This is a genomic window from Acinetobacter sp. YH12140 (assembly GCF_013418475.1).
GTDB classification, from domain to species: domain Bacteria; phylum Pseudomonadota; class Gammaproteobacteria; order Pseudomonadales; family Moraxellaceae; genus Acinetobacter; species Acinetobacter amyesii.
This window is the reverse complement of the sequence record NZ_VPBZ01000007.1, coordinates 29330-53177: the sequence shown is the minus strand read 5'-3', so window position 1 is coordinate 53177 and position 23848 is coordinate 29330. Positions and strand designations below refer to the sequence as shown.

At 42.5% G+C, this 23848-nt stretch carries 35 protein-coding genes; 30 read left to right on the top strand and 5 right to left on the bottom strand.

The window, feature by feature from the left end; genetic code table 11:
• Nucleotide 1 precedes the first annotated feature (1 nt).
• From rpsS to FTU75_RS11135, 25 genes are all read left to right on the top strand, one after another.
• Nucleotides 2-277, top strand: coding sequence for a 30S ribosomal protein S19 (gene rpsS, locus FTU75_RS11255; protein ID WP_004281508.1), 276 nt, complete (start codon nucleotides 2-4; stop codon nucleotides 275-277).
• Nucleotides 278-288: 11 nt separating this feature from the next.
• Nucleotides 289-618 carry a 50S ribosomal protein L22 gene (gene rplV / locus FTU75_RS11250; protein ID WP_035265103.1) on the top strand — a complete coding sequence of 110 codons (330 nt, stop codon included), beginning with the start codon at nucleotides 289-291 and terminating at the stop codon, nucleotides 616-618.
• Nucleotide 619: 1 nt separating this feature from the next.
• A complete protein-coding gene (gene rpsC, locus FTU75_RS11245) occupies nucleotides 620-1372 on the top strand; it encodes a 30S ribosomal protein S3 (RefSeq protein WP_078189277.1) in 753 nt (250 codons plus the stop codon).
• Between the two features lie 3 nt (nucleotides 1373-1375).
• Complete coding sequence (gene rplP, locus FTU75_RS11240) at nucleotides 1376-1789, top strand: 50S ribosomal protein L16 (RefSeq protein WP_068909575.1); 414 nt, start codon at nucleotides 1376-1378, stop codon at nucleotides 1787-1789.
• Entirely contained in the window at nucleotides 1789-1986 is a 198-nt protein-coding gene (rpmC, locus tag FTU75_RS11235) for a 50S ribosomal protein L29 (RefSeq protein ID WP_005012982.1), read from the top strand. Before rplP ends, rpmC begins: the two co-directional genes overlap by 1 nt.
• A complete protein-coding gene (rpsQ, locus tag FTU75_RS11230; RefSeq protein WP_078192456.1) occupies nucleotides 1983-2240 on the top strand; it encodes a 30S ribosomal protein S17 in 258 nt (85 codons plus the stop codon). Before rpmC ends, rpsQ begins: the two co-directional genes overlap by 4 nt.
• A gap of 89 nt (nucleotides 2241-2329) precedes the next feature.
• Nucleotides 2330-2698 (top strand): 50S ribosomal protein L14, encoded by a 369-nt coding sequence (gene rplN / locus FTU75_RS11225; protein WP_005012978.1) that lies wholly within the window; start codon nucleotides 2330-2332, stop codon nucleotides 2696-2698.
• A 9-nt stretch (nucleotides 2699-2707) separates the two neighbouring features.
• Nucleotides 2708-3025 (top strand): 50S ribosomal protein L24, encoded by a 318-nt coding sequence (rplX, locus tag FTU75_RS11220; protein WP_078189274.1) that lies wholly within the window; start codon nucleotides 2708-2710, stop codon nucleotides 3023-3025.
• A gap of 15 nt (nucleotides 3026-3040) precedes the next feature.
• Nucleotides 3041-3577 (top strand): 50S ribosomal protein L5, encoded by a 537-nt coding sequence (gene rplE / locus FTU75_RS11215; protein ID WP_067762907.1) that lies wholly within the window; start codon nucleotides 3041-3043, stop codon nucleotides 3575-3577.
• A gap of 9 nt (nucleotides 3578-3586) precedes the next feature.
• Nucleotides 3587-3892: a 30S ribosomal protein S14 gene (rpsN, locus tag FTU75_RS11210; RefSeq protein ID WP_067762906.1), complete on the top strand. Its 306-nt coding sequence runs from the start codon at nucleotides 3587-3589 to the stop codon at nucleotides 3890-3892.
• A gap of 12 nt (nucleotides 3893-3904) precedes the next feature.
• The gene (gene rpsH / locus FTU75_RS11205; RefSeq protein WP_078189273.1) at nucleotides 3905-4300 is read left to right on the top strand and encodes a 30S ribosomal protein S8; all 396 of its coding nucleotides are present in this window, start codon (nucleotides 3905-3907) and stop codon (nucleotides 4298-4300) included.
• A gap of 13 nt (nucleotides 4301-4313) precedes the next feature.
• Nucleotides 4314-4847, top strand: coding sequence for a 50S ribosomal protein L6 (gene rplF / locus FTU75_RS11200; RefSeq protein WP_180115977.1), 534 nt, complete (start codon nucleotides 4314-4316; stop codon nucleotides 4845-4847).
• Between the two features lie 14 nt (nucleotides 4848-4861).
• Complete coding sequence (gene rplR / locus FTU75_RS11195; RefSeq protein ID WP_067762903.1) at nucleotides 4862-5212, top strand: 50S ribosomal protein L18; 351 nt, start codon at nucleotides 4862-4864, stop codon at nucleotides 5210-5212.
• Nucleotides 5213-5214: 2 nt separating this feature from the next.
• Nucleotides 5215-5712: a 30S ribosomal protein S5 gene (gene rpsE, locus FTU75_RS11190; protein WP_067762902.1), complete on the top strand. Its 498-nt coding sequence runs from the start codon at nucleotides 5215-5217 to the stop codon at nucleotides 5710-5712.
• A 6-nt stretch (nucleotides 5713-5718) separates the two neighbouring features.
• Nucleotides 5719-5895 (top strand): 50S ribosomal protein L30, encoded by a 177-nt coding sequence (gene rpmD / locus FTU75_RS11185; protein ID WP_005012961.1) that lies wholly within the window; start codon nucleotides 5719-5721, stop codon nucleotides 5893-5895.
• Nucleotides 5896-5898: 3 nt separating this feature from the next.
• Nucleotides 5899-6339 (top strand): 50S ribosomal protein L15, encoded by a 441-nt coding sequence (rplO, locus tag FTU75_RS11180; RefSeq protein WP_078189271.1) that lies wholly within the window; start codon nucleotides 5899-5901, stop codon nucleotides 6337-6339.
• Between the two features lie 45 nt (nucleotides 6340-6384).
• Nucleotides 6385-7704 (top strand): preprotein translocase subunit SecY, encoded by a 1320-nt coding sequence (secY, locus tag FTU75_RS11175; RefSeq protein WP_171263746.1) that lies wholly within the window; start codon nucleotides 6385-6387, stop codon nucleotides 7702-7704.
• A gap of 20 nt (nucleotides 7705-7724) precedes the next feature.
• Nucleotides 7725-7841: a 50S ribosomal protein L36 gene (gene rpmJ / locus FTU75_RS11170; RefSeq protein WP_000867907.1), complete on the top strand. Its 117-nt coding sequence runs from the start codon at nucleotides 7725-7727 to the stop codon at nucleotides 7839-7841.
• Nucleotides 7842-7948: 107 nt separating this feature from the next.
• Nucleotides 7949-8305, top strand: a complete 357-nt coding sequence (rpsM, locus tag FTU75_RS11165) for a 30S ribosomal protein S13 (RefSeq protein WP_078189269.1) — start codon at nucleotides 7949-7951, stop codon at nucleotides 8303-8305.
• 19 nt (nucleotides 8306-8324) lie between these two features.
• A complete protein-coding gene (rpsK, locus tag FTU75_RS11160) occupies nucleotides 8325-8711 on the top strand; it encodes a 30S ribosomal protein S11 (RefSeq protein ID WP_001040166.1) in 387 nt (128 codons plus the stop codon).
• 12 nt (nucleotides 8712-8723) lie between these two features.
• Nucleotides 8724-9350, top strand: a complete 627-nt coding sequence (gene rpsD / locus FTU75_RS11155) for a 30S ribosomal protein S4 (protein ID WP_078192454.1) — start codon at nucleotides 8724-8726, stop codon at nucleotides 9348-9350.
• Between the two features lie 17 nt (nucleotides 9351-9367).
• Complete coding sequence (locus FTU75_RS11150) at nucleotides 9368-10375, top strand: DNA-directed RNA polymerase subunit alpha (RefSeq protein WP_004650465.1); 1008 nt, start codon at nucleotides 9368-9370, stop codon at nucleotides 10373-10375.
• Nucleotides 10376-10393: 18 nt separating this feature from the next.
• Nucleotides 10394-10759, top strand: coding sequence for a 50S ribosomal protein L17 (gene rplQ, locus FTU75_RS11145; protein ID WP_005012953.1), 366 nt, complete (start codon nucleotides 10394-10396; stop codon nucleotides 10757-10759).
• 216 nt (nucleotides 10760-10975) lie between these two features.
• Nucleotides 10976-12466 (top strand): NAD(P)/FAD-dependent oxidoreductase, encoded by a 1491-nt coding sequence (locus FTU75_RS11140; protein WP_180115976.1) that lies wholly within the window; start codon nucleotides 10976-10978, stop codon nucleotides 12464-12466.
• A gap of 132 nt (nucleotides 12467-12598) precedes the next feature.
• Nucleotides 12599-13396, top strand: coding sequence for an alpha/beta fold hydrolase (locus FTU75_RS11135; protein ID WP_373685865.1), 798 nt, complete (start codon nucleotides 12599-12601; stop codon nucleotides 13394-13396).
• 44 nt (nucleotides 13397-13440) lie between these two features.
• Here the strand turns inward: FTU75_RS11135 and FTU75_RS11130 are convergent, their stop codons facing one another.
• Nucleotides 13441-14613: an acyl-CoA dehydrogenase family protein gene (locus tag FTU75_RS11130; RefSeq protein ID WP_168379120.1), complete on the bottom strand. Its 1173-nt coding sequence runs from the start codon at nucleotides 14611-14613 to the stop codon at nucleotides 13441-13443.
• A 181-nt stretch (nucleotides 14614-14794) separates the two neighbouring features.
• Between FTU75_RS11130 and FTU75_RS11125 the strand changes: the two genes are divergently transcribed.
• From FTU75_RS11125 to FTU75_RS11105, 5 genes are all read left to right on the top strand, one after another.
• A complete protein-coding gene (locus FTU75_RS11125) occupies nucleotides 14795-15052 on the top strand; it encodes a succinate dehydrogenase assembly factor 2 (RefSeq protein WP_078189264.1) in 258 nt (85 codons plus the stop codon).
• The gene (locus FTU75_RS11120; protein WP_111885419.1) at nucleotides 15045-15431 is read left to right on the top strand and encodes a hypothetical protein; all 387 of its coding nucleotides are present in this window, start codon (nucleotides 15045-15047) and stop codon (nucleotides 15429-15431) included. The genes FTU75_RS11125 and FTU75_RS11120 overlap by 8 nt, the downstream gene beginning before the upstream one ends.
• 519 nt (nucleotides 15432-15950) lie before the next feature.
• Nucleotides 15951-17033, top strand: a complete 1083-nt coding sequence (locus tag FTU75_RS11115) for a hypothetical protein (protein ID WP_180115975.1) — start codon at nucleotides 15951-15953, stop codon at nucleotides 17031-17033.
• 41 nt (nucleotides 17034-17074) lie between these two features.
• On the top strand, nucleotides 17075-17647 hold the full coding sequence (gene rrtA / locus FTU75_RS11110; protein ID WP_078192449.1) for a rhombosortase: 573 nt from the start codon (nucleotides 17075-17077) through the stop codon (nucleotides 17645-17647).
• Between the two features lie 191 nt (nucleotides 17648-17838).
• Nucleotides 17839-20040, top strand: coding sequence for a TRAP transporter large permease subunit (locus tag FTU75_RS11105; RefSeq protein WP_180115974.1), 2202 nt, complete (start codon nucleotides 17839-17841; stop codon nucleotides 20038-20040).
• Between the two features lie 87 nt (nucleotides 20041-20127).
• Here the strand turns inward: FTU75_RS11105 and FTU75_RS11100 are convergent, their stop codons facing one another.
• The 4 genes from FTU75_RS11100 to FTU75_RS11085 all read right to left on the bottom strand — a co-directional run bounded on the left by FTU75_RS11100 (nucleotide 20128) and on the right by FTU75_RS11085 (nucleotide 23813).
• Nucleotides 20128-21003 (bottom strand): DMT family transporter, encoded by an 876-nt coding sequence (locus FTU75_RS11100; protein ID WP_180115973.1) that lies wholly within the window; start codon nucleotides 21001-21003, stop codon nucleotides 20128-20130.
• 66 nt (nucleotides 21004-21069) lie between these two features.
• A complete protein-coding gene (locus FTU75_RS11095; RefSeq protein WP_078192446.1) occupies nucleotides 21070-21507 on the bottom strand; it encodes a hypothetical protein in 438 nt (145 codons plus the stop codon).
• 16 nt (nucleotides 21508-21523) lie between these two features.
• Entirely contained in the window at nucleotides 21524-21733 is a 210-nt protein-coding gene (locus FTU75_RS11090) for a YheV family putative zinc ribbon protein (RefSeq protein WP_180116082.1), read from the bottom strand.
• 40 nt (nucleotides 21734-21773) lie between these two features.
• Entirely contained in the window at nucleotides 21774-23813 is a 2040-nt protein-coding gene (locus FTU75_RS11085) for a M3 family metallopeptidase (protein ID WP_180115972.1), read from the bottom strand.
• Nucleotides 23814-23848 lie beyond the last annotated feature (35 nt).

The window sequence follows — 23848 nt, the reverse complement described above, 5'->3', positions numbered from 1 at the left end:
AATGCCTCGTTCTCTGAAAAAAGGCCCATTCGTCGATGCGCACTTGTTCGCTAAGGTTGAAGCGGCTATCGCGGCTAATAACCGTAAGCCGATCAAAACTTGGTCGCGTCGTTCGATGATCTTACCGGATTTTGTTGGTCTAACAATTTCTGTACACAATGGCCGTAACCATGTTCCAGTGATTGTATCTGAGCATATGGTTGGTCATAAATTAGGTGAATTCGCGCCAACTCGTACCTATCGTGGTCACGGTGTTGACAAGAAGTCTAAACGTTAATAGGTGCTATGATGGAAGTAACTGCTAAATTACGCGGTGCCGCTATCTCGGCACAAAAAGCACGTTTGGTTGCAGACCTAATTCGCGGCAAATCTGTTGCGCATGCTTTAAATATCTTAAACTTCAGCAACAAAAAAGCTGCAGTTTTAGTTAAAAAAGCATTGGAATCTGCGATTGCAAACGCTGAACACAATAACAGTTTAGATGTAGACGACCTTAAAGTTTCTACGATCTACGTTGATGAAGGCATGAGCCTGAAACGTATTTTGCCACGTGCTAAAGGCCGTGCAGATCGTATTACTAAGCGTACTTGTCACATTACCGTTAAGGTAGGGGTTTGATATGGGTCAGAAGGTTCATCCAATCGGTATCCGCCTAGGTGTTGTGAAACGTCATAACGCTAACTGGTATGCGAATCCGAAACAATATGCTGAATATTTGCTAAAAGATCTTCAAGTTCGTGAGTTTTTAACTAAAAAACTTAAGAATGCGATGGTGAGCAATATTCTTATCGAACGCCCTACAGGCGCAGCTAAAGTAACTATTAGCACTGCACGTCCTGGTATCGTGATCGGTAAAAAAGGCGAAGACATTGAGAAATTACAACGCGAATTAACAGCCATTATGGGTGTTCCTGCGCAAGTAAGTATCAACGAAATCGATCGCCCAGATTTAGACGCTCGTTTAGTTGCTGAGGCAATCGCTTCTCAATTAGAAAAACGTGTAATGTTCCGTCGTGCTATGAAGCGTGCGGTTCAAAACTCTATGCGTGCTGGTGCTAAAGGTATCAAAGTTGAAGTTTCAGGCCGTCTAGGTGGTGCTGAGATTGCTCGTACTGAATGGTATCGTGAAGGTCGTGTACCTCTTCATACTCTTCGTGCTGACATCGACTATGCTACTATGCGTGCTGAGACTACTTACGGTACGATCGGCGTTAAAGTATGGATCTTCCGTGGTGAGATCTTGGGCGGCATGAAACAAGTCATGAACCCAGCTCCAGCTGAAGAACGTCCAGCTAAACGTGGCCGTGGTCGTGGTGAAGGTCAAGAGCGTCGTGGTCGTCGCAATGATCGTTCTGCTGAAAAAGGAGAATAATCCATGTTACAACCTAAACGTACTAAATTCCGTAAAGTGCAAAAAGGCCGTAACACTGGTCTAGCACATCGCGGTAGCTCAGTATCTTTTGGTACTATTGCGCTTAAATCAGTTGAACGTGGTCAAATGACAGCACGTCAAATTGAAGCAGCGCGTCGTACAATCAGCCGTCGTATTAAACGTGGTGGTAAGATCTTTATCCGTGTTTTCCCAGACAAACCAATTACTGAAAAACCATTAGAAGTTCGTATGGGTAAAGGTAAAGGTTCTGTGGAATACTGGGTTTGCCAAATCAAACCAGGTAAAGTCTTGTACGAAATTGATGGTGTTAACGAAGAACTTGCTCGCGAAGCGTTTACGCTTGCTGCTGCAAAACTTCCGTTTAAAACCACTATCGTGACTCGGACGGTAATGTAATGAAAACTAATGATCTACGTGAAAAGTCGGTAGAAGAGTTGACAGCTTTGCTTGATGAGCAACAGCTTAACCAATTCCGTCTTCGTATGGCGAAAGCAACTGGTCAATTGGGTAAATCGCACGAAGTTGCGCTTACTCGTAAGACAATTGCTCGTATTAAGACCCTCCTTACCGAAAAACAGGGGAACGGACAATGAGTGAACAAACAGTTCGCACGTTAACCGGTAAAGTAGTTAGCGACAAGATGGACAAGTCTATCGTTGTTCTTATCGAACGCCGCGTTCAACACCCGTTGTATGGCAAATTAATCCGCCGTTCAACTAAATTACACGCTCATGATGAAAACAATGTTGCTAAAGTTGGCGACGTAGTAAGCATCAAAGAAAGCCGCCCAATGTCTAAAACTAAGTCTTGGACTTTAGTTGAAGTTGTTGAAGCTGCTGCTGAGTAATTAAACGTTCTTGCATCATCGGTCAATTTCGAGTACTCTTTGAGCCTTTCGAAATTGCGACCGGTGATGCTCGGTTTTGGAGTAGGGCAATGATTCAAACCGAAAGTATGCTCGACGTAGCAGACAACAGTGGTGCTCGCCGCGTACAATGTATTAAAGTACTTGGTGGTTCACATCGTCGTTATGCTTCTGTTGGCGACATTATTAAAGTTACTGTAAAAGAAGCTATTCCACGCGCACGTGTTAAAAAAGGTGACGTGATGAATGCTGTAGTTGTACGTACAAAATTCGGCATCCGTCGTGCAGATGGTTCAGTTATTCGTTTCGACGATAACGCAGCTGTTATTTTGAACAACAACAAAGCGCCGATTGCAACTCGTATTTTCGGACCAGTGACTCGTGAACTTCGTACTGAACAGTTCATGAAAATTATTTCATTGGCTCCTGAAGTTCTATAAGAGGCACTCATGGCTAAGATTAAAAAGGGCGATCAAGTAATTGTGATCGCAGGTAAAGAAAAAGGCAAACAAGGTACTGTTTTGTCTGTTTCAAATGACCGTGTTAAGGTTGAAGGCCTTAACTTGGTAACGAAGCATCAAAAGCCTAACCGAGCTACTGGCGCTGAAGGCGGCATCGTAACTCAAGAAGCTGAGCTTCATATCTCTAACGTGGCAATTTTTAATGCTACAACCCAAAAGGCTGACCGTGTTGGTTACCAAGTGATTGAAGGCGTGAAAACCCGCGTATTCAAATCTAATGGTGAATCAGTGGCGGTAGCGAAGTAATAGGTTGACTAGGCAATGGCCAGACTTAAAACGCGTTACAACGACGAACTTAAGGCTCAATTAAAAGAAACATTGGGCGTTAAGAATGTGATGGATATCCCTCGCATTACAAAAATTACCATCAACATGGGTGTTGGTGCTGCATCAGCTGACAAGAAATTGTTAGATGGCGCTCTTTCTGATATGCAAGCAATTGCTGGTCAAAAACCAGTACTTACTTTAGCTCGTAAATCTATCGCTGGTTTCAAAATCCGTGATGGTTGGCCGATCGGCTGTAAAGTTACTTTACGTGGCGAACGTATGTACGAATTCTTAGACCGTTTGATCTCTATCGCGATCCCTCGTATCCGTGACTTCCGTGGTTTCTCTGCGAAATCATTTGATGGTCGTGGTAACTACTCAATGGGTCTTAAGGAACAAATCATGTTCCCTGAAATCGATTTTGATAAGATTGATCGTATTCGTGGTATGGACATTACCATCACTACGACTGCTCGCACCGATGACGAAGGCCGTGCGCTTATGCGTGCATTCGGCTTCCCGTTCAAATAAGAGGTCGATATGGCTAAGAAAGGTATGATTAATCGCGAATTGAAACGCGAAGCTACTGTTGCTAAATACGCTGCGAAACGTGCTGAATTAAAAGCAATTATCGCAAACGTAAATGCATCAGACGAAGAACGTTTCGAAGCGATGATGAAATTTCAAGCATTACCACGTAATGCGTCTCCAGTACGTCTACGTAACCGTTGTGGTTTAACTGGTCGTCCTCATGGTTACTTCCGTAAGTTCGGTTTAAGCCGTAACAAATTACGTGAAACAGTAATGCAAGGTGATGTACCGGGCGTTGTTAAGGCAAGCTGGTAAGGAGCACTATAAATGAGTATGCAAGATACCGTTGCCGACATGCTAACACGTGTTCGTAACGCACAAATGGCAAAGAAACAAACTGTTTCTATGCCAAACTCAAAGTTGAAAGTTGCGATTGCTAACGTACTTCAGCAAGAAGGTTATATCGCTGATGTTGCTGTTGCTGATAATGAAGGCAAAGCGACTTTAACGATTACTTTAAAATATTTCGAAGGCAAACCAGTTATCGATACTGTGAAACGCGTAAGCCGTCCTGGTCTACGTCAATATCGCGGTAAAGATGCACTTCCTAGCGTTAAGCAAGGTTTAGGTATTGCAATTGTTTCTACAAGCAAAGGCATCATGACTGATCGCGCTGCACGTGCTGCAGGTATCGGTGGTGAAGTTATTGCTTTTGTTTCTTAATAGGTGATTCCTCATGTCTCGTGTGGCTAAAGCCCCAGTAACTGTACCTAACGGTGTTACAGTTACTCAGAACGGCCGGCAGGTCGAAGTGAAAGGCAGCAAAGGTACATTGTCTTTCAACCTGCATGCGCTGGTCGAGCTAAAACAGGAAGACGGTACTCTAGTTATTGCTCCTAAAGCTGAATCTAAAGAAGCTTGGATGCAGGCTGGTACTGCTCGCGCTGTGCTTAACAACCTTGTAAAAGGTGTTAACGAAGGTTTCGAACGTAAGTTACAACTGATTGGTGTTGGTTATAAAGCTGCGGTTAAAGGTAACATTGTTAACCTTAACCTTGGTTTCTCTCACCCGATCGACTACAACCTTCCTGAAGGTGTAACTGCAGAAACTCCTACTGCAACTGAAATTGTACTTAAATCAGCTGATAAAGCTAAATTAGGTCAAGTTGCTGCAGAAATCCGTGGTTACCGTCCGCCAGAGCCTTATAAAGGTAAAGGTGTTCGTTATTCTGACGAAGTTGTACTTCGTAAAGAAGCTAAGAAGAAATAAGGCGCGAGGTTCTTATGAACGAAAAGAAACAATCCCGTTTGCGTCGTGCGAAAAGCACACGCTTGCACATCCGTGCATTGGGTGCGACTCGTTTGTGTGTAAACCGCACTCCGCGTCACATCTATGCTCAAGTTATCTCTGCAGATGGTGGCAAAGTATTAGCGCAAGCTTCTACTTTAGACGCTACTCTACGTGCTGGTACTACTGGTAACGTTGAATCGGCTCAGAAAGTTGGTGCTTTAATTGCAGAACGTGCTAAAGCGGCTGGTGTAACTAAAGTTGCATTTGACCGTTCTGGTTTCAAATATCATGGTCGTATCAAAGCCTTGGCTGATGCTGCTCGTGAAAACGGCTTGGAGTTCTAATCATGGCTAAAGTTGAACAAAACGAAGGTCTTGTTGAAAAGCTGGTTGCCGTTGATCGTGTAGCCAAAGTTGTTAAGGGTGGTCGTATCTTCTCTTTCACAGCATTAACTGTTGTGGGTGATGGTAATGGTCGCGTAGGTTTTGGTCGTGGTAAAGCACGTGAAGTTCCAGCTGCTATTTCTAAAGCACTTGAAGCTGCTCGTCGCAACATGATTACTGTTGACCTTGTTGACGGTACTGTTCAGCACCCTATCAATGCTCGTCACGGTGCAAGCCGCGTTTACATGCAACCTGCTTCTGAAGGTACTGGTGTAATTGCTGGTGGCGCTATGCGTGCAGTTTTAGAAGCTGTAGGTGTACGTAACGTATTAACTAAGTGTTATGGTTCTACTAACGCTGCTAACGTAGTAAACGCAACTTTTAACGGTTTGCGTGATATGACTTCTCCTGAGAAAGTTGCTGCGAAACGTGGTTTATCAGTAGCACAAATTCAAGGGTAATCAATCATGAAAACGATTAAAGTTACCCAGACTAAATCTTCATCGCATCGCTTGAAAAATCACAAGCTTAGCCTTAAAGGTTTAGGTCTGCGTCGTATTGGTCATACAGTTGAAGTGCAAGATACGCCTTCTAACCGTGGTATGATCAACCAAGTTTACTATATGGTTAGTGTAGAGGAATAAGCCATGACTCTGCGTTTAAATACAATTGCACCTGCAGAAGGTGCTAAGCGTGACAACCTACGTTTAGGCCGTGGTATCGGTTCTGGCGTTGGTAAGACTGGTGGCCGTGGTGTCAAAGGTCAAAACTCACGTAAGAGCGGTGGTACACGTCCTGGTTTCGAAGGTGGTCAAACTGCGTTATATCGTCGTTTACCTAAATTCGGTTTCACTAGCCAAATGGCTTTGAAAACTGCTGAAGTACGTTTATCAGAACTCGCTAAAGTTGAAGGCGACATCGTGTCTCTTGAAACTTTAAAAGCTGCTAACGTTGTGCGTAAAGATATGTTACGTGCACGTATCGTACTTTCTGGTGAAATTACTCGTGCGTTCACTGTTCAAGGTGTTGCATTGACTAAAGGCGCTAAAGCTGCTGTTGAAGCTGCTGGCGGTAAAGTCGAGGAGTAATCCCCAGTGTCTATGACTCCTAGTTCGACAGGTCATGTTAACATGATGAAAGGCCAGCCTTTTCATGTGAAATATCGTGAAATTATCCGCCGTATGATGTTCCTCATCGGGGCGTTGTTGGTTTTTCGACTGGGAGCACATATTCCAGTACCGGGCATTAACAATGCCGCACTAGAGAATCTGTTTAATGCAAACCAAGGTACGATCCTTGGTTTGTTTAACATGTTCTCAGGTGGTGCATTAGAGCGTATGTCAATTCTTGCTCTTGGGATTATGCCGTATATCTCTGCATCGATTATTGTGCAGTTAATGTCTACGGTTGTTCCTTCGCTGGAAGCTTTAAAGAAAGAAGGCGAACAAGGTAAGCGTAAGATCAATCAATATACGCGACAAGGCACATTGTTTCTTGCACTTGTGCAAGCTGTTGGGATGTGTGCAGGTCTGATTAGTCAAAATATTACTTTGACTAGTGGACTTGCTTTTTACGTTCCTGCTGTAACTTCTTTAGTTGCAGGTACAATGTTCCTGATGTGGTTAGGTGAGCAAATTACAGAGCGTGGAGTAGGGAATGGTATTTCCATGATCATCTTCGCTGGTATTGTTGCTGGTTTGCCGAACTTGGTTCTGCAATCTTTAACCTCAGTAGATAATGGCCAATCAAGTTTAATTGGTCTTGCAATTTTTGCATTGCTGTCTGTTGCAGTGTTAGCAGCAATTGTGTTTATTGAGAAGGCGCAGCGTCGTATTCCGGTAAACTATGCTCAAAAACAACAAGGTCGTCGTGTATTTACTGCCCAGCAAACACATTTGCCATTAAAAATTAATATGGCGGGTGTGATTCCTGCAATTTTTGCTAGTTCATTGCTATTGTTCCCAGCGAGCTTAGGGCAATGGGTAGGCAGCGCAGATCCAAATGCTGGCGTGATTAAACGTGGCCTACAAGATTTGGCACTCGTATTGTCGCCGGGTCAACCGATGTATTTGGTGCTATTTGGCGCATTAATTATCTTCTTCTGTTACTTCTATACTGCGCTAGTATTTAGCCCGAAAGAAGTGTCAGAGAATTTAAAACGTAGTGGTGCTTATGTACCGGGTATTCGTCCTGGTGAGCAAACTGCACGCTATTTAGATCATATTTTGAATCGTTTGACTTTTATTGGCGCGGTTTATATCACAATCATCTGTTTAATGCCGATGATTCTACAAAGTTCATTTGGTATTCCATTTAGCTTAGGTGGTACGTCTTTACTGATCGTAGTGGTGGTGGTGATGGACTTTATGGCTCAGCTTCAAGCTCATCTCACATCGCATCAATATGACAATCAATCGTTAATGCGTAAAACGACTGCTCATCCGAAAGGATAAGCGCACTTAGAGGTTTCATTATGAAAGTTCAAGCTTCTGTAAAGAAAATTTGTGGTAGCTGTAAAGTTATCCGTCGTAATGGGGTTATTCGCGTAATTTGCAGCGCAGAACCTCGTCATAAGCAGCGTCAAGGTTAATCTGATCAAGACCTGTTGATTTCAGTAGGCTAATTAGGTTATTATCCGCCCCTCAAAGATTTTGTCGGGCGGTTGATTATCTTAACTGCCTTTTTGGAGAAAATTGAATGGCTCGTATTGCCGGTGTAAACATTCCGGATAACAAGCATGCTGTTATCTCTCTAACGTACATTTTTGGTATTGGTCGCCACACTGCAAAAGCTATCTTAGCTGCTGCTGGTATTGCACCAACAACTAAAATTCGTGAATTAGATGACGCTCAGCTTGATGCGATTCGTGCAGAAGTTACTAAGGTTCCTACCGAAGGTGATTTACGTCGCGAAATTTCCATGAACATTAAACGTTTAATGGATTTAGGCTGCTACCGCGGTCTTCGTCATCGTCGCAGCTTGCCTGTCCGTGGTCAACGCACCAAAACTAACGCACGTACCCGTAAAGGTCCGCGCAAACCTATTAAGAAATAAGATTTCTGGAAGCTAAAAGATGGCTAAAGATACTCGCACACGCAAGAAGGTCACTCGTACCGTCTCTGAAGGTGTTGCACACATTCACGCTTCTTTTAATAACACCATTGTGACTATTACCGATCGTCAAGGTAATGCACTGGCTTGGGCTACCTCTGGTGGACAAGGCTTCCGTGGATCACGTAAATCAACTCCGTTTGCTGCTCAGGTAGCTGCTGAAGTTGCTGGTAAAGCTGCTTTAGATTACGGTTTGAAAAACTTGGATGTCCTTGTAAAAGGTCCTGGTCCAGGTCGTGAATCTGCGGTTCGTGCTTTAGGTGCAGTGGGTTATAAAATTAACAGCATTACCGATGTGACGCCAATCCCGCACAACGGTTGCCGTCCACCTAAAAAACGTCGCGTGTAAGGAGAAACATTCATGGCTCGTTATATTGGTCCAAAATGCAAACTCTCTCGCCGCGAAGGGACAGACCTGCAATTAAAATCTGGCGTTAAACCATTTGACGTCAAAACAAAAAAAGCTGCTAAAGCACCTGGCCAACATGGTGGCGCTCGTGGCGGCAAACAATCTGAGTACTCACTACAATTACGTGAAAAACAAAAAGTACGTCGTATGTACGGTGTTTTAGAGCGTCAATTTAGTAACTACTACAAAGAAGCTGCTCGTGTTAAAGGCGCAACAGGTGAAAACTTGTTGAAACTTCTTGAAAGCCGTCTAGATAACGTTGTTTATCGCATGGGTTTTGGTTCTACACGTGCAGAAGCTCGTCAGCTTGTATCTCACCGTTCAATCACTTTAAATGGTCGTCGTGTTAACATCGCTTCTATCCAAGTTAAAGCTGGTGACGTTGTTGCGGTTCACGAAGGTGCTAAACAACAATTGCGTATTAAAAACGCAGTTGAGTTAGCGACTCAACGTGGCATTCCATCTTGGATTGAAATTGATCATTCTAAATTGGAAGGTACATTCAAAGCTGCACCAGATCGCTCTGATTTACCTGCTGAAATCAACGAAAGCTTGATTGTAGAATTGTATTCTAAATAATCCTTGAGGTAGCAATAATGACGCGTACTGCAAATGAGTTTCTAACTCCGCAAGCGATTAAGGTCGAAGCGGCAAGCGGGACCTCGGCAAAAGTTATTCTAGAACCATTAGAGCGTGGCTTTGGTCATACTCTTGGTAATGCTTTACGTCGTATCCTTTTGTCTTCTTTACCTGGCGCAGCCGTGGTTGAAGTAGAGATTGAAGGTGTCGAGCACGAGTACAGTACTTTGGAAGGCTTGCAGCAGGACATCGTCGAGCTCTTGCTGAACCTAAAAGGATTGTCTATTAAGCTGTTCGATCAAAATGAAGCTTATCTGACATTGGAAAAACAAGGTCCTGGCGACGTTACAGCCGCTGACCTTCGTTTACCACACAATGTTGAAGTGGTTAACCCTGAACATTTGATCGGTACTTTAAGTGCTTCTGGCTCATTAAAAATGCGCCTGAAAGTTTCTCAAGGTCGTGGTTATGAGACTTCTGATTCACGCTTCCCTGAGGGCGAAACTCGCCCAGTGGGTCGTTTGCAATTAGATGCTTCTTACAGCCCAATCAAACGTGTGTCTTACACAGTGGAAAACGCTCGTGTAGAACAACGTACTGACCTTGATAAATTGATCATTGATCTTGAAACCAACGGTACTGTTGATCCTGAAGAAGCTATCCGCAAAGCGGCAACAATCTTGCAACAACAAATTGCAATTTTTGTTGATCTTCAGAAAGATCAAGCACCAGTTGCTCAAGAGCCTCGTGAAGAAGTTGATCCGATTTTGCTTCGTCCAGTAGATGATCTAGAGCTTACTGTTCGTTCTGCTAACTGTTTGAAAGCAGAAAATATTTACTACATTGGCGATCTTGTTCAACGTACTGAAGTTGAGTTGCTTAAAACTCCTAACCTAGGTAAAAAATCGTTGACTGAGATTAAAGATGTTCTGGCATCGAAAGGCTTGCAATTGGGCATGCGTTTAGAGAACTGGCCACCGGCTAGCCTCCGCATGGACGATCGCTTTGCTTATCGTAGCCGTTAATTAAGTAGGACTATCACCATGCGTCATCGTAATAGTGGTGTGAAATTAGGCCGTACAAGCAGTCATCGTAAAGCGATGTTCCAAAACATGGCTAATTCTTTGTTCGAACACGAGTTAATTAAAACTACTGTTCCTAAAGCAAAAGAATTACGTCGTGTTGCTGAGCCTTTAATCACTTTAGCTAAAGTCGATTCTGTAGCAAACCGTCGTTTAGCGTTTGCTCGTACTCGTTCAGCTGCAACTGTTGGTAAATTATTTACCGTTCTTGGCCCTCGTTACAAAGAACGTAACGGCGGTTATCTACGTGTTCTTAAAGCGGGCTTCCGTGCAGGTGATGCTGCACCGATGGCTTACGTTGAGCTAGTAGATCGCGAAGTTAACTAATTTCGTGAAGAGCAGCGTACGTTGTTCTAAAAAAGGTCGGTTTTTAACCGACCTTTTTTAATGCCTGCAGTTTTGTGTTGGCTGTATATTGTTAGACAATAATTCAATTTGTCCTTAAAAGATAAAAATAAATCGCCTTTTGCTTAAACTTGACATTGTGCATTGTCAAAAATGTGATTTAATAAATATAAATCTAAGATAGGTTAAAAGAACAACATGGAAAAACAAGTTGATATTCTCATTGTAGGTGCAGGGATCTCCGGTGTAGGTTTGGCTGCTCATCTTTCAAAAAATTGTCCTAATCGTTCATTTGAAATTATTGAACGTCGTGAAAGTTTTGGTGGTACATGGGACCTTTTTAAATATCCGGGTATTCGTTCAGATTCGGACATGTCAACTTTTGGCTTTAATTTTAAGCCGTGGAAAAAATCTAGTGTGCTTGCAGACGGGCCTTCGATCAAAGGCTATCTTTCTGAAGTAATTGACGAATATAAGATTAAAGAAAAAATTCATTTTCAACATCGTGTGGTGAGTGCGAACTACGATTCACAAACTCGTAAATGGTCTGTTGTTATTGAAGATGCGAAGAAGAAACAACAAACCTGGGTTGCAAATTTCGTCTTTGGCTGTACGGGTTATTATAATTATGACCAAGGGTTCCAACCTGAGTTTAAAGGGCAGGAAAACTTTAAAGGTACCTTCATTCATCCACAACATTGGCCTGAAAATTTTAATTATGCAGGCAAAAAAGTGGTGATTATTGGCAGTGGAGCAACAGCGATTACATTGGTACCAGCTATGGCAAAAGGCGGTGCAGGGCATGTGACCATGCTACAGCGTTCTCCAACCTATATTGCCTCAGTACCTTCTATTGACATCATTTATGACAAGATGCGTAAAGTATTGCCTGAAGATGTTGCTTATAAACTGACCCGTGCACGAAATATCGGTGTCCAACGGGCTGTTTATGCTGTTGCACAAAAGCAACCTAAATTACTCCGTAAATTTTTATTAAAATCAATTGAGTTGCAGTTGAAAGGTAAAGTGGATATGAAGCACTTTTCCCCAGATTACAATCCTTGGGATCAGCGCCTTTGTGTGGTGCCAGATGGTGATTTGTTTAAAATTTTACGCGAAGGCCGTGCATCTGTTGAAACCGATCAAATTGAAAGTTTTACTGAAAATGGCATTCAATTGAAATCAGGCAAGCATCTTGATGCGGACGTAGTAATTTCAGCTACAGGTCTAAATATTCAAATTTTAGGCGGGATTAGAGCCACAATCGATGGACAGCCATTAAATACCTCTAAACATATGTTGTACCATGGCGTGATGGTCAGTGATGTACCCAATATGGCGATGATTATTGGCTATATTAATGCTTCATGGACATTAAAAGTCGATATTGCTTCTGAATACATCTGTAAATTGATTAACTATATGGATCAAAATGGTTATAACCAAGTGATTCCACAAGGCGATGCGACCGAGTTGTTAGAAGATACCGTAATGGGAAGTTTGACTTCAGGCTATATTGCACGTGCAGCAGATGTGATGCCAAAACAGGGTAAACATGCACCGTGGAAAGTCAGCAATAACTATTTGGCAGATCGTAAAGAATTAAAGCATGCTTCATTTGAAGATGGAGTGCTGAAATTTGAAAAAAAGTCTGATCAAGTGGCTGCTAAACCCAGATTAGTTTCTTAAGTCTATTACATAAAAAAGGAGCATGATGCTCCTTTTTTTGCTTTAAATGAGTGACTTTAGGGTTTTATTTGATGCGTATTATTTGTCGAAAAATATATCATGTTGAAATAAGGAAAAGCACACAGGGTTAATGTGAATATTCAACAACATTCAGAATTTATAAAATTAAATGATTATGAGCTATATACCCAAGCTTGGCAGCCTGAAACAGCAGATAAAGATGTAACTTTGGCTCCGATTATATTGATGCATGATTCACTGGGGAGTGTGGATTTGTGGCGTGATTTTCCTGCGCAATTGGCTTCTGCGTCTGGCAGAAAGGTCATTGCTTATGATCGGTTGGGTTTTGGTCGTTCGTCAGCAAATCCTGATGTATTAAGTACTGATTTTGTCTATGCCGAAGCACAGCAGGGCTTTAAGGCGCTACTTCAACATTATTCCATTCAACAGTTTATCGTGATGGGACATAGTGTCGGTGGGGGAATGTCTGTCGTGATTGCCAGTGAATATACTGAACAATGTCGAGGTCTGATCTCCATAGCAGCACAGTATGAAGTGGAAGAACTGACATTATCGGGTATACGTGAAGCCAAAATAGGGTTTGCGCAGCTGGGACAACTTGAACGCTTGGCTAAATATCATGGGGATAAAGCCCAATGGGTTTTGGATGCTTGGACTGAAACTTGGCTCTCACCGAGTTTTCGTCAATGGAACCTCGAGCAATATGTTGGAAAAGTACGGTGTCCAAGCTTGATCATCCATGGAGAACTGGATGAATACGGGACGACAGCACAAGCTCAGAAACTTTTTTCGGGTATACAAGGTGATGCTGAACTAGAGATTTTGGAAGGGCTTCATCACATGCCGCATAAAGAGCAACCCGCATTGGTCACTGCACTGATCTGTGATTTTGTGAATGATTTAAGTTGATATCGAAAGAATGAAAAAAGCCCATCAGATGATGGGCTTTGTTGTTATAAAGAGCGGGAAATCAGCTCTTTCATAATTTCATTGGTACCTGCATAAATACGATTGGCTCGATTGTCGATATAAGCCCGTGCAATTGGATATTCAAGCATATAGCCATATCCACCATGCAACTGCAGACATTCATCCACGACTTTGGAAAACATTTCTGAAATTTTGTATTTAGCAGCGGCTGCAGCGTCAATACCGAGCTGTTCCTCAAGTTGTAGTTCCATACAGCGATCTAGATAAGCTCGACAAAAATCGATCTCAGTACGTAGTTCTGCCAATTTAAAACGGGTGTTTTGGAAACTTGATACGGTCTTGCCAAATGCCTTACGTTCTTTGGTGTATTGAACTGTGTGCGCAAAGGCTGCTTCTGCACCTGCTTGGCAAATAATCGCAACCAACATGCGCTCCCAAGCCAATTCCTTCATCAGCATCATAAAGCCCATACCTTGCATGCCGAGTAAGTTGCTTTTAGGGACGCGGACATTATCAAAGAACAGTTCACAGGTATCCTGACCTTTCATGCCAATTTTGTTTAAAGGTTTGCCTTTACTAAAACCGACGCGATCTGCCTCGACGATAATTAGCGATAAATTAGCTGAGCCTTTTTCACTATTGCCTGTCTTACAGACCACAATCGCCATGTCACATAAATAGCCATTGGTGATAAAGATTTTTGACCCATTAATAATATAGTCATCACCATCTTCTGTAGCGGTTGTGCGTACGGCTTGTAGGTCTGAACCTGTGCCCGGTTCGGTCATTGCAATGGCAGTCACGGTTTCGCCAGATGCCATTTTCGGCAGCCAATGCAACTTTTGTTCTTCATTGCCAAAGTTATGAATATAATTGGCCACGATGTCGGAGTGCAGTGAAAAGCCGGTAGAGGAGTCCATAGCATAGGCCTGCTCTTCAATCAGAATCATGCTATAGAGTCGGTCTACACCATAGCCGCCATACGCTTCGGGCATGGTCGGGCAAAGCAAGCCCATGGCACCGGCTTTATTCCATAAGTCACGGTCAACATGTTGTTGTTTTTCATATTTTTCGATATTGGGCACAACTTCTTTTTCATAAAATTTTCGTACTGTTTCACGAAATGCATCATGTTCTGCATTAAATAATTGACGTGGCAGCATGTTGTTGAGTGGGCGAATCGCTCCAGATTGCATTTTGAATATCCTATTCATTTTTATGGCTTTGTCTCAACTTATAAGATGCAGCGTGTGACTACAATGTGCAGAACATTCAAAAGCAAGAATTGCGATGAAGGATTCGGTCAATCTTTGAAAACACTCCACTTCAATGGGGTGGATGAGTTACACTAGACGGGTTCAACGATTGGGGAAGACAATGACTGATGAAATCAGCTTAGAAGAGCGTAAAGTGATCTACCGTGCACGTCGTGGTTTAAAAGAGATTGATGTTTATTTTGATCCCTACGTCAAAAATTACTATTTACAAGCCGATGCAGCTGAAAAAGACATGTTTGCAGAACTCGTTGCTGCAGAAGATCCAGATTTGTTGGATTGGTTTATGGAAGTTAGTGAACCGCCACGTCCTGAATTAAAAACGTTTATTCAAAAATTAAAACATTACGTTCATGGATAATCGGCAATTCAAACTGAAACGCAGTTTTTTATCGCATGCGTTTCAGTTTTTTATTTTTGCGGTATTGATGACGCTGCTTTATCAGTTACTAACACCCATGCTTTGGGGGATATTTTTTCTCATCGGGCTAGTGGTTTATGTTCTGTTTTTCCGTAAGCATTTACACGTCACCAGTCTAGAATATTTGGATGGAACTGATTGGTCTTTGCAACGACTGAACCGCCCGGTGCAACGCGTTCAAATTAGCCATATTTTGGATCATCAAATGTATATCGTGGTGTATTTTATGCATGCGCGTGCAAAACCGGTGATTATTTGGCGCGATCAATTGTCATTGAAACAGTGGAAATCACTCAAAGTATTGGCCAAAATGATCTAATTGTTAGACAGTCTTATTTTTTAAAATTCAATAAAATACAAATATTTCATTATCTTATCTTGTAGGTAAAATAATCTTGTCTGACAGGATTGGATTTTATTGGCAAAATATTTAAATTGTCAGACAATTTTAAGATGTGTGTTGATTCTCTGCCTATATATTAGCCTTACCAACAGCCGTTAAAGGAAATCATCATGATGATGCCAACTTGGATGTTTCTGGTAATAGCGATTGTGTTAGCAATTGTTATAGGACGACTAGGAACAGTGCTGAAGGAACAGTTAACTCAAAAATAAGCAGTCAAACGCTTTCACAGTTAATAAGTAGCATGTGCCGAACCGTCGCTATGCTACTTTTTTTTGCCTAAAATTTAGTCTTTCTAAAAAATCAGTCAATTGCATTCAGCGTGATTCGTGGCACAGTGTGTCGTTCAAATTAGAGCAAATACTCTTTTATTCATTTTTTGCTTCTGATATGTTTGTCGTGATGGACATAAACACAATTATAGAGGACAGGAAAATGTCGAGCGTCCAAAAAATATGCCAGGGTGTGGCAGTTGTAGCAATAACAAGTACATTATTCGCGGGTTGTTCGCAGGTTGTAAAAACCGGTGCTAATGTTGCACTCGGATTTACCGAAAAACATATTGTGCCACCCATTTTAGCCATGGAAGATGCTGAAATGGTGTGTAATTCAGGTAATTCATTAACTCCAGCCATTATGGCCACTAAAGATATGGGCGCAGACCCAACACGTGTGGCAGTGTTGATGTATTCAGCAGCAGGGATCTGTGCAGAACAAAAAGCCTTGGATGCAGAGTTACGCTATTTACGTGCATCTAAAGCCAACCAAGTGACTGAAGCACAGGATGCCCGTGTTGAGCAAAAGCGTTGGGCGGCACTTGCGGCACAGCGTCAATATACCGGCTATCAATTATTTCAAGATCGTTTTGAAAAGAAGTATAAGAAAAGTCTAGGTGAAGGCTGTCCAAAAATGAACAGCGACATTGACCAAACAGTGTATATGTTGGGAATGTTAAGTGGCTTACAGGCCATGACCAATGATATTAACTCGGGTGGGGCGGTAAACGTTCCAAAAGACATTGCTGCGATCGTTGAACGCGGTATGGTGTGTCTGAATAATGAAAAATTCTGGGGCGCACCAAATGCAACCCGCGCTGTGATCTGGACGTTATTGCCGGGTGCAGGAGATGGAAAACCTGATCCATACCAGACCTTAAAACAATCCGCGCAAATTGGTGAGCAAAAAGGCGTAAGACTGTCACATGCGTTATATGCAGTTGCTGCACAAGCCAGTGGCGATGATGCGAAAATCCGTGATGCCTTACGTACCTTTGCACAAGCGCGTAGCGATGAAAAACCTGTTAATCCACAATTTAAGCTTATCGACAGTATGGCTGAAAGCATGGTGAAAGGGATTTCAGATCGTTATTGGACTGAACATACAGGCGTTCGTACCGGTGATGATGGTATGGAACATTTCTGGGATGAAAGTGCCAATAGTTCAGAACTCGATGATTTGTTTAGTGGAGAAGCTGAAAGCAGTGGTGCTACAGAAACGAGTGGCGCTGCAACAAATTAATAAAGCATGTAGTCCAAATGTGAGGTACAGGAGGAGCGAAAATGAAAACACAATTTTTAATTCCGAAAATTGTCTTTCTTGCCGTATTCGTTTCGATCTGTGCCTCGCTACAGGTATTTAAAGACTATTTTATCTACTGGCAAGATGATTTATTTCATGACTTTTGGCGCTTATGGACGGCCCATTGGGTTCATGTTGGTTGGATTCATTTTGCTTTAAATATGTTGGCCTTTATCTGCTTACCGTTTATTTTTCCAAGAGTTTCAATATGGCACTTTGTTGCCATCTTATTGATTTTATCCCCTTTAATCAGTCTAAGTTTCTATTTTTTCCTTCCCGATATTGAAGCCTATGCAGGATTATCTGGTGTCTTGCATGGCGCCTATGTTGCGGTCGCTTGCGTACATTTAATGTATAAGCGGGAGCGAAATTTTGCAGCCTTTGTCCTCTTGCTGATTTTGGCAAAATTGGTGTGGGAAAATACCGTAGGGAATACCGGAACGGCAGAATTAATAGGAAGCCCCGTTTTAGTCGAAGCCCATTTATTGGGGGTGATTTGGGGCATTGTCATCGCCGTGTTTTATCTTATTGGTAATTATTTCTGGGATCGCTAACGCACTTTAGGTGATTGGGTTGACAAAAAAAACCGAAAAGAAAATACATATTGTCATTTTAATGTTTTGAATATTGATGCAAATTTAAACGTAATAATAAAACAGTTAGGTCAGGGAAAGGAACTTCTCGAGCCGATAAGGAAAAGGATGCTTAGCCCCTCTAGGCTCCAAAATAAAAAATAGGAAGACTCATGCAAAATGATACACAAAACAGATCCGGCATCGTCGGGCTGTTAAGGTATGTCTGGACAGAATGGATTTCGACTCTAGTCGTGTTGATCTTGCTTCTGCTTACATTGATTATCGGGACAGGGGAGATGATTCATGGTCAGCTTCTGCGTACTGGTGAGCGTTTGTATGGTAATGAAAGCATTGGGATGCAGTATTCATTTTTACGTGCAGAACCGACCAAGCCAGATTGTGACCGCCACCCAGATGTAGAAAAAATGGTGCAAACGCAAATGAAAGCCAATGCGGCTGACGAATTTGCTGACATTTTTGGTACAGCATCTGAATCCGATGTACGTGCATCGGTCATGGCAGGTGTACAGCAATGTGAAGAAAAATTCCAATTTTATGACAAAGCAAAAGCTTATTTAGATGAGCATCCAAGTATTCGTACTTATCGTGCGATTGAGACGACATTCTTTGGCATCTTTAAATTTGGTTCTGAAAACCGTGTATTGATTCTTTTATTGATGGTCTTGGTATCTGCCATTACCGCTTCAGTGAAGTTCCATCATATTGGTCTACGTGCGCCAACTACACGCTTGGATTATAAAGTTTATGCTTTATTCATGGCGATTGGTAATGGTCTATTAACTTTCTCGGTATATAGTCAGTTTAATTCAGTCCTAAATTCTGGGGTGAAATCGACCACAGAAACCTTGGCGGTATATTGGTTGTGGTTAGCCTTGTTTGGTATTGTCACGCTCATCAGTATTTATCAGTTCTTTAAACCACCTGCTGCGAAAGAGCCGGGTCCAGGGAATATTGGTTTTGCGCTATTGAGTGTACCGTTGTATGCCTTTATGGCGATTATTACGGGTGTAGCATTTACCTTCTTTATGGACTACCCAATGGGTCAGGGGATTTACCTCGGACAATTGGTCGAATTCTCTGGGATTTTCCTAAACCTTGCACTGTTTATTTGGGCCGGGATGTTATTGACCCAAACGCGCGTGATGGATTTGTTCTTGGGGATTTTACGTCCATGGAACTTAGCACCTGAGACTTTGACGTGGTTAATTCTGATTGCCGCGGCTATTCCAACTGCTTATACCGGCGCTTCCGGGATCTTCGTTGTAGCAGCCGGTGCAATTATTTATAAAGAAGTGTGGAACTCTGGCTCTCGTCGTCAGTTCGCACTCGCTGTATCTGCAATGTCAGGTTCCTTAGGTGTGGTCATCCGTCCATGTCTATTGATTATCCTGATCTCGATGCTTGATAGCCGCCATGTGACGTCAGATGAGCTATTTGATCACGGTATCTATGTGTTCTGGCTCACAGCATTCTTGTTCTTGGGAATTTCACTGTTCTTGGCAGAAACACGTTTCCGTGTGGCATCGCCGAAAGTGGCTATTCCGGGCATGCTGAAAGCGTTCATTCCTGTGATTCCGTATATCGTACTGACCTTGCTTGTCATTGCTTTCTACAAGTACGGTTTAGATACACAAATGGATGAGTTCACCGCACCTGTGGTTCTACCGATTATTCTGATTGTTTACATTATGTTTGATCGTTGGTTTGCAGATCGTTTTACTTCGCAAACTGTAGATGTACATGAACAACTCAGCTTACAACATGAGCAAAGTTCTGAGTTCATGCGTGAACATGGTGGACATGGGGCTAACCGTCGTGGTTTCGGTAGTTCAATTTGGTTTGCTTCTTCAGAAACAGTTGGACACATTGGCGCATTAATTATCTTAATGGCCTTGTCGGCAAGTGTCGGCGGTTTGATTGAACGTACAGAAATCGTTGAATTATTACCAACGCATTTGGGCAATATCTATATTTCATTGGCCTTTATCGCATTGTTGTTGGCGATTATTGGTATGACGACAGATCCATTCGGGGCAGTGATTTTGGTTGCAGCAACGATTGCACCAGTCGCTTATGAAAATGGTATCCATCCGATTCACTTCTGGATGATCGTTTTGGTTGCCTTTGAGCTCGGTTATGTTTCGCCACCTGTAGCGCTGAATCACTTATTGACACGACTCTCCGTCGGGGATGAAGAGGTACGGGCAGCAGATGCAGAAGCAAAAGCCCAATACACCAATTTCTATTATCGCTATGAACGTTGGATTTTACCGATCCTTGTATTGTTCCCAGCTTTGGTGATCGTGACTTATGCTCCTTATATTCTGAAACTGTTTGGTTGGTACCAATAAGTTCGCAGTGAGCCATTAAAAAAGCACCTTCGGGTGCTTTTTTTATTGAATAAGGGGCTGTGCGTTTGAAGGTAAATGAATGGATATTTATGACTTTTTAAACTTATTTTGTAGGAACGGACTACATAGCAAAATCGCTAAAAATATAAAAGCAAAACCGAATAGGCTGTAAATATCTGGCAATTCTTGCCACAGTGCAAAGCCCCAAATACCCGCAAAAATAATCGCGATATAGTTCACGGGGCCAATTTGACCTGCGGGTGCAAGCTTATAGGCATTGGACATAAAAATTTGACTGATATTGGCCAAAAGTCCCGCTGTAATCAGAAAAGCTAACTCCTTTAAACTATAAGGACGCCAGAGCCAGAGCATCGGGATCATCGATATGAGCGTGCCAATAAAGCAGAAATAAAACACGATGCGTTCAGGTGGTTCAGTTGCAGTAAGGGCACGGACAGTGACAAATGCCATGGCTGCCAAGAAGCTTGCGGTTAGTCCGATCAGTGATAACTGATTGAACATTCCTGCATCGGGCTTTGCGACGAAGAGGACGCCAATCAAACCAATGACTGCGGCAATGAGCATACTCAGGGTCATTTTTTCTTTTAAAAATAACCATGCAATTAAGGGGATGAAGATCGGCGAGGAATAGGTGAAGACCATGGCATTGGAGAGTTTTAAGTGGGCAATGGCATAAAAAAAGCCATACATTGCCACCAAGCCTACAATTGAACGCCATGTATGCATCCACAATTTTTCAGTTCTAAAAAATGTGCTGCCCTTTTGTAGGATCAAAGGTAGAAAGATCAATAAGCCAACCGCATTGCGAAAAAATACGATGGTGGCATTATCTACTGTGTGGGATGCGTAGCGTATACAAACCCCCATGATGGAAAAAAGCAGCGCTGATAGCATGAGAAAGCCAATTGCTTTGGGGATATTTTGTGGTGTAGTAGTGGACATAACAAAAAGGCTAGAAAATCTGATGATATTCTAGCCTATAAGTACGCATGGTGTAGCAGAAGTCGGTTATTTTGCTTGTTGTGCTAACTGTGCTTCGAGTAATTTAATTTGTTCTTCTTTCAGTTTAATCAGCTCATCTGCATCAGAATGCTGCTGTTTTAAACTTTGCTCCTGATCATTCAATTGTTGTTGAATGTCATCTAATTTGGCAATTTCCTCTTTGGCTAAAGAGGCATTTTCAGGTACAGCTGCATCTAAAATGTCTTCTTCGACCAATTTAAGGGTTTCAGTCTCTGCGACAGGGACTGATGCTTCAGTTTCAGATTGGACTGGGACTGCAACAGGCGGTTTAGCCGGTGCAGCGACCATTTCTTCTTGAAGCGCAGATTTATCTGCTGTACTGCTGCTTAACCATTGATATGCAAAAAAGATAGCAATCAATAACGTTAAGCCCCCAATGATTCCAACTAACAATTTTGGATTATGTCTTTGATCTTCTGTCATTGCTTGACCTTAATTTTTATTTAGGCTGACGTGGCTTAAATTGGATCACACCGATATCGTCTGGCACGGCGGGTTGTTCAGGTTGATCGACATGAGTCGGTCGATTTTCACTGTAACCACAATCAATGCATTCGATCCATTCGTCTTCGCCAGAGGTCAGCATGACAACCCGGTCCACCGCTTGGCATTTTGGACATTTTGCACCTGCAATGAAGCGTCGTTTAATGGTCATCATACTTACCTTGAATCTAACTAAGGTCCCTAGTTTAAGCGTTTTTAGATGCGTTCGTCCAACCTTGATGACGCAGCAAAGCATCTATTTTTGGCTCGCGTCCGCGGAAATTGATAAATGCGTCAAGTGCCGTATCTTTTCCGCCAACTGCTAGAATAAATTGTCTAAACGACTTGCCAGTCGAAGTATTAAAAATTCCTTCATTTTCGAATCGGTCGAAGGCATCACTTGCCAAAACCTCTGCCCATTTGTATGAATAATAGCCAGCAGCGTAACCACCTGCGAAGATATGACTGAAACCATGTTGGAAACGGTTGTACGAAGTGGTGGGTGCAACTGCATATTTTTGACGAATATCATCTAAGGTTTTTTGGATGCCTGCAGCGTCCAAAGCAGGGTTGACCTTATGGATATTTAAGTCAAACATGGCAAATTCAATTTGACGTAAAGTTTGCATCCCAGACTGGAAGAAACGTGCATCTTGCAGTGCTTTTAGCAGATCGGCTGGTAAAGTTTGTTTTGATTCGATATGTTCACTGAGTAAATCTAAACTTTCTTGATCCCAAGTCCAAAATTCCATGAATTGACTTGGTAGCTCTACTGCATCCCACGCCACGCCATGTGTACCAGCCACAGCAATATTATCGACTTCAGTGAGCATGTGATGTAAGCCATGACCAAATTCGTGGAACAACGTCGTTACTTCATCATGGGTAAGTAAAGCAGCTTGCTCACCGACAGGTGGGGTAAAGTTGCAGACCATGTAGCAAATTGGTTTTTGCAGACCATTTTCAGTTTGCATGCGTGAACGGAAGCCGCTCATCCATGCGCCGCCACGTTTACCGCTTCGTGCATACAGGTCAAAGTAGAAACCGCCAATCACGCTGCCTTGATCTTCAAGTTCAAAGTAACGTGCATCGGGATGCCAAACAGGAGCTTCACGCTCGATCACATTGATACCATAGAGGCGATTTACAATGCTGAACAAGCCTTGAATAATTTTAGGTGCAGGGAAGTAGGGCTTCAGGTCTTCTTGTGACAAATTAAACTGTTTAACTTTGAGTTTTTCTGAATAGAAAGTGGCATCCCACGGTTGCAACTCAGTGATACCGTCTTGCGCTGCAATGGCTTTCAGTTCAGCGATTTCTTTCTCTGCTGGCGCACGCGCATGTTCTGCCAATTCAATCAGGAACTGATCTACAGTTGCCACATCGGGTGCCATTTTGCTTGCTAAAGACAATTCGGCGTAGTTGTTAAAACCAAGCAGGCTAGCCATTTCCTGACGTAGTTTCAAGATTTCTTCCATGACCGCTGTATTATCAAATTCAGCAGAGTCTGCCTGATCAGAAGCACGTGTGGTATAGGCTTTATAGAGTGCTTCACGCACTTCGCGGTCTTCTGCATAGGTCATAATGGCAATATAAGACGGGAAGTCGAGTGTGGCTACAGCCTGTTCGAGTTCGCGTTGCTGACCATATTGTTTCAGAAGTTCAATACTGCCTTGAGGTAGTCCTTTGAGCTGCGCTTCAGTTAAAGGTTTGAAGTAGGCTTGGGTGGCATCCAATACGTGATTGGAAAAGTCTGATGATAACTGTGAAAGTCGTGCAGAGATTTCTGCATAGCGTTTTTTCGCTTCACCTTCTAAGGCTACGCCTGAAAGTTTAAAATCTCGTAACGCAAGTTTAATCGCGCTTTGTTGTGCTGCAGGAAGCGTGTCAAATACACTGTTGTCATGTACATGCTGATAGGTTTGATACAACGCTATATGTTGACCTAGCTGTGTATAGTACTCACTCAGGCTGGGTAACAAAGCCTGATACAGCTCACGGGTTTCCGCGTTGTTCATCACAGCATTTAAGTGTGACAACACGCCCCAAGCTTCGCTCATATTATTTTCTAGGCGATCAACTTGTTCTAAGGTATTCAGTTGTTGCTGAATCGAATCAGGGACTTCTGTTAATTCATTGAGAAATTGCTGACCTTGTTGAATGGCGCTTTGAATTTTTTCTTTGAGTTGATCTAAGGTAATTTGATCAAATTGAGGAACGGGCAAAGTTGCCTTTTCTAAAGTCATATTTTCTACTTCATATAAATCCTGAGTTATTTATA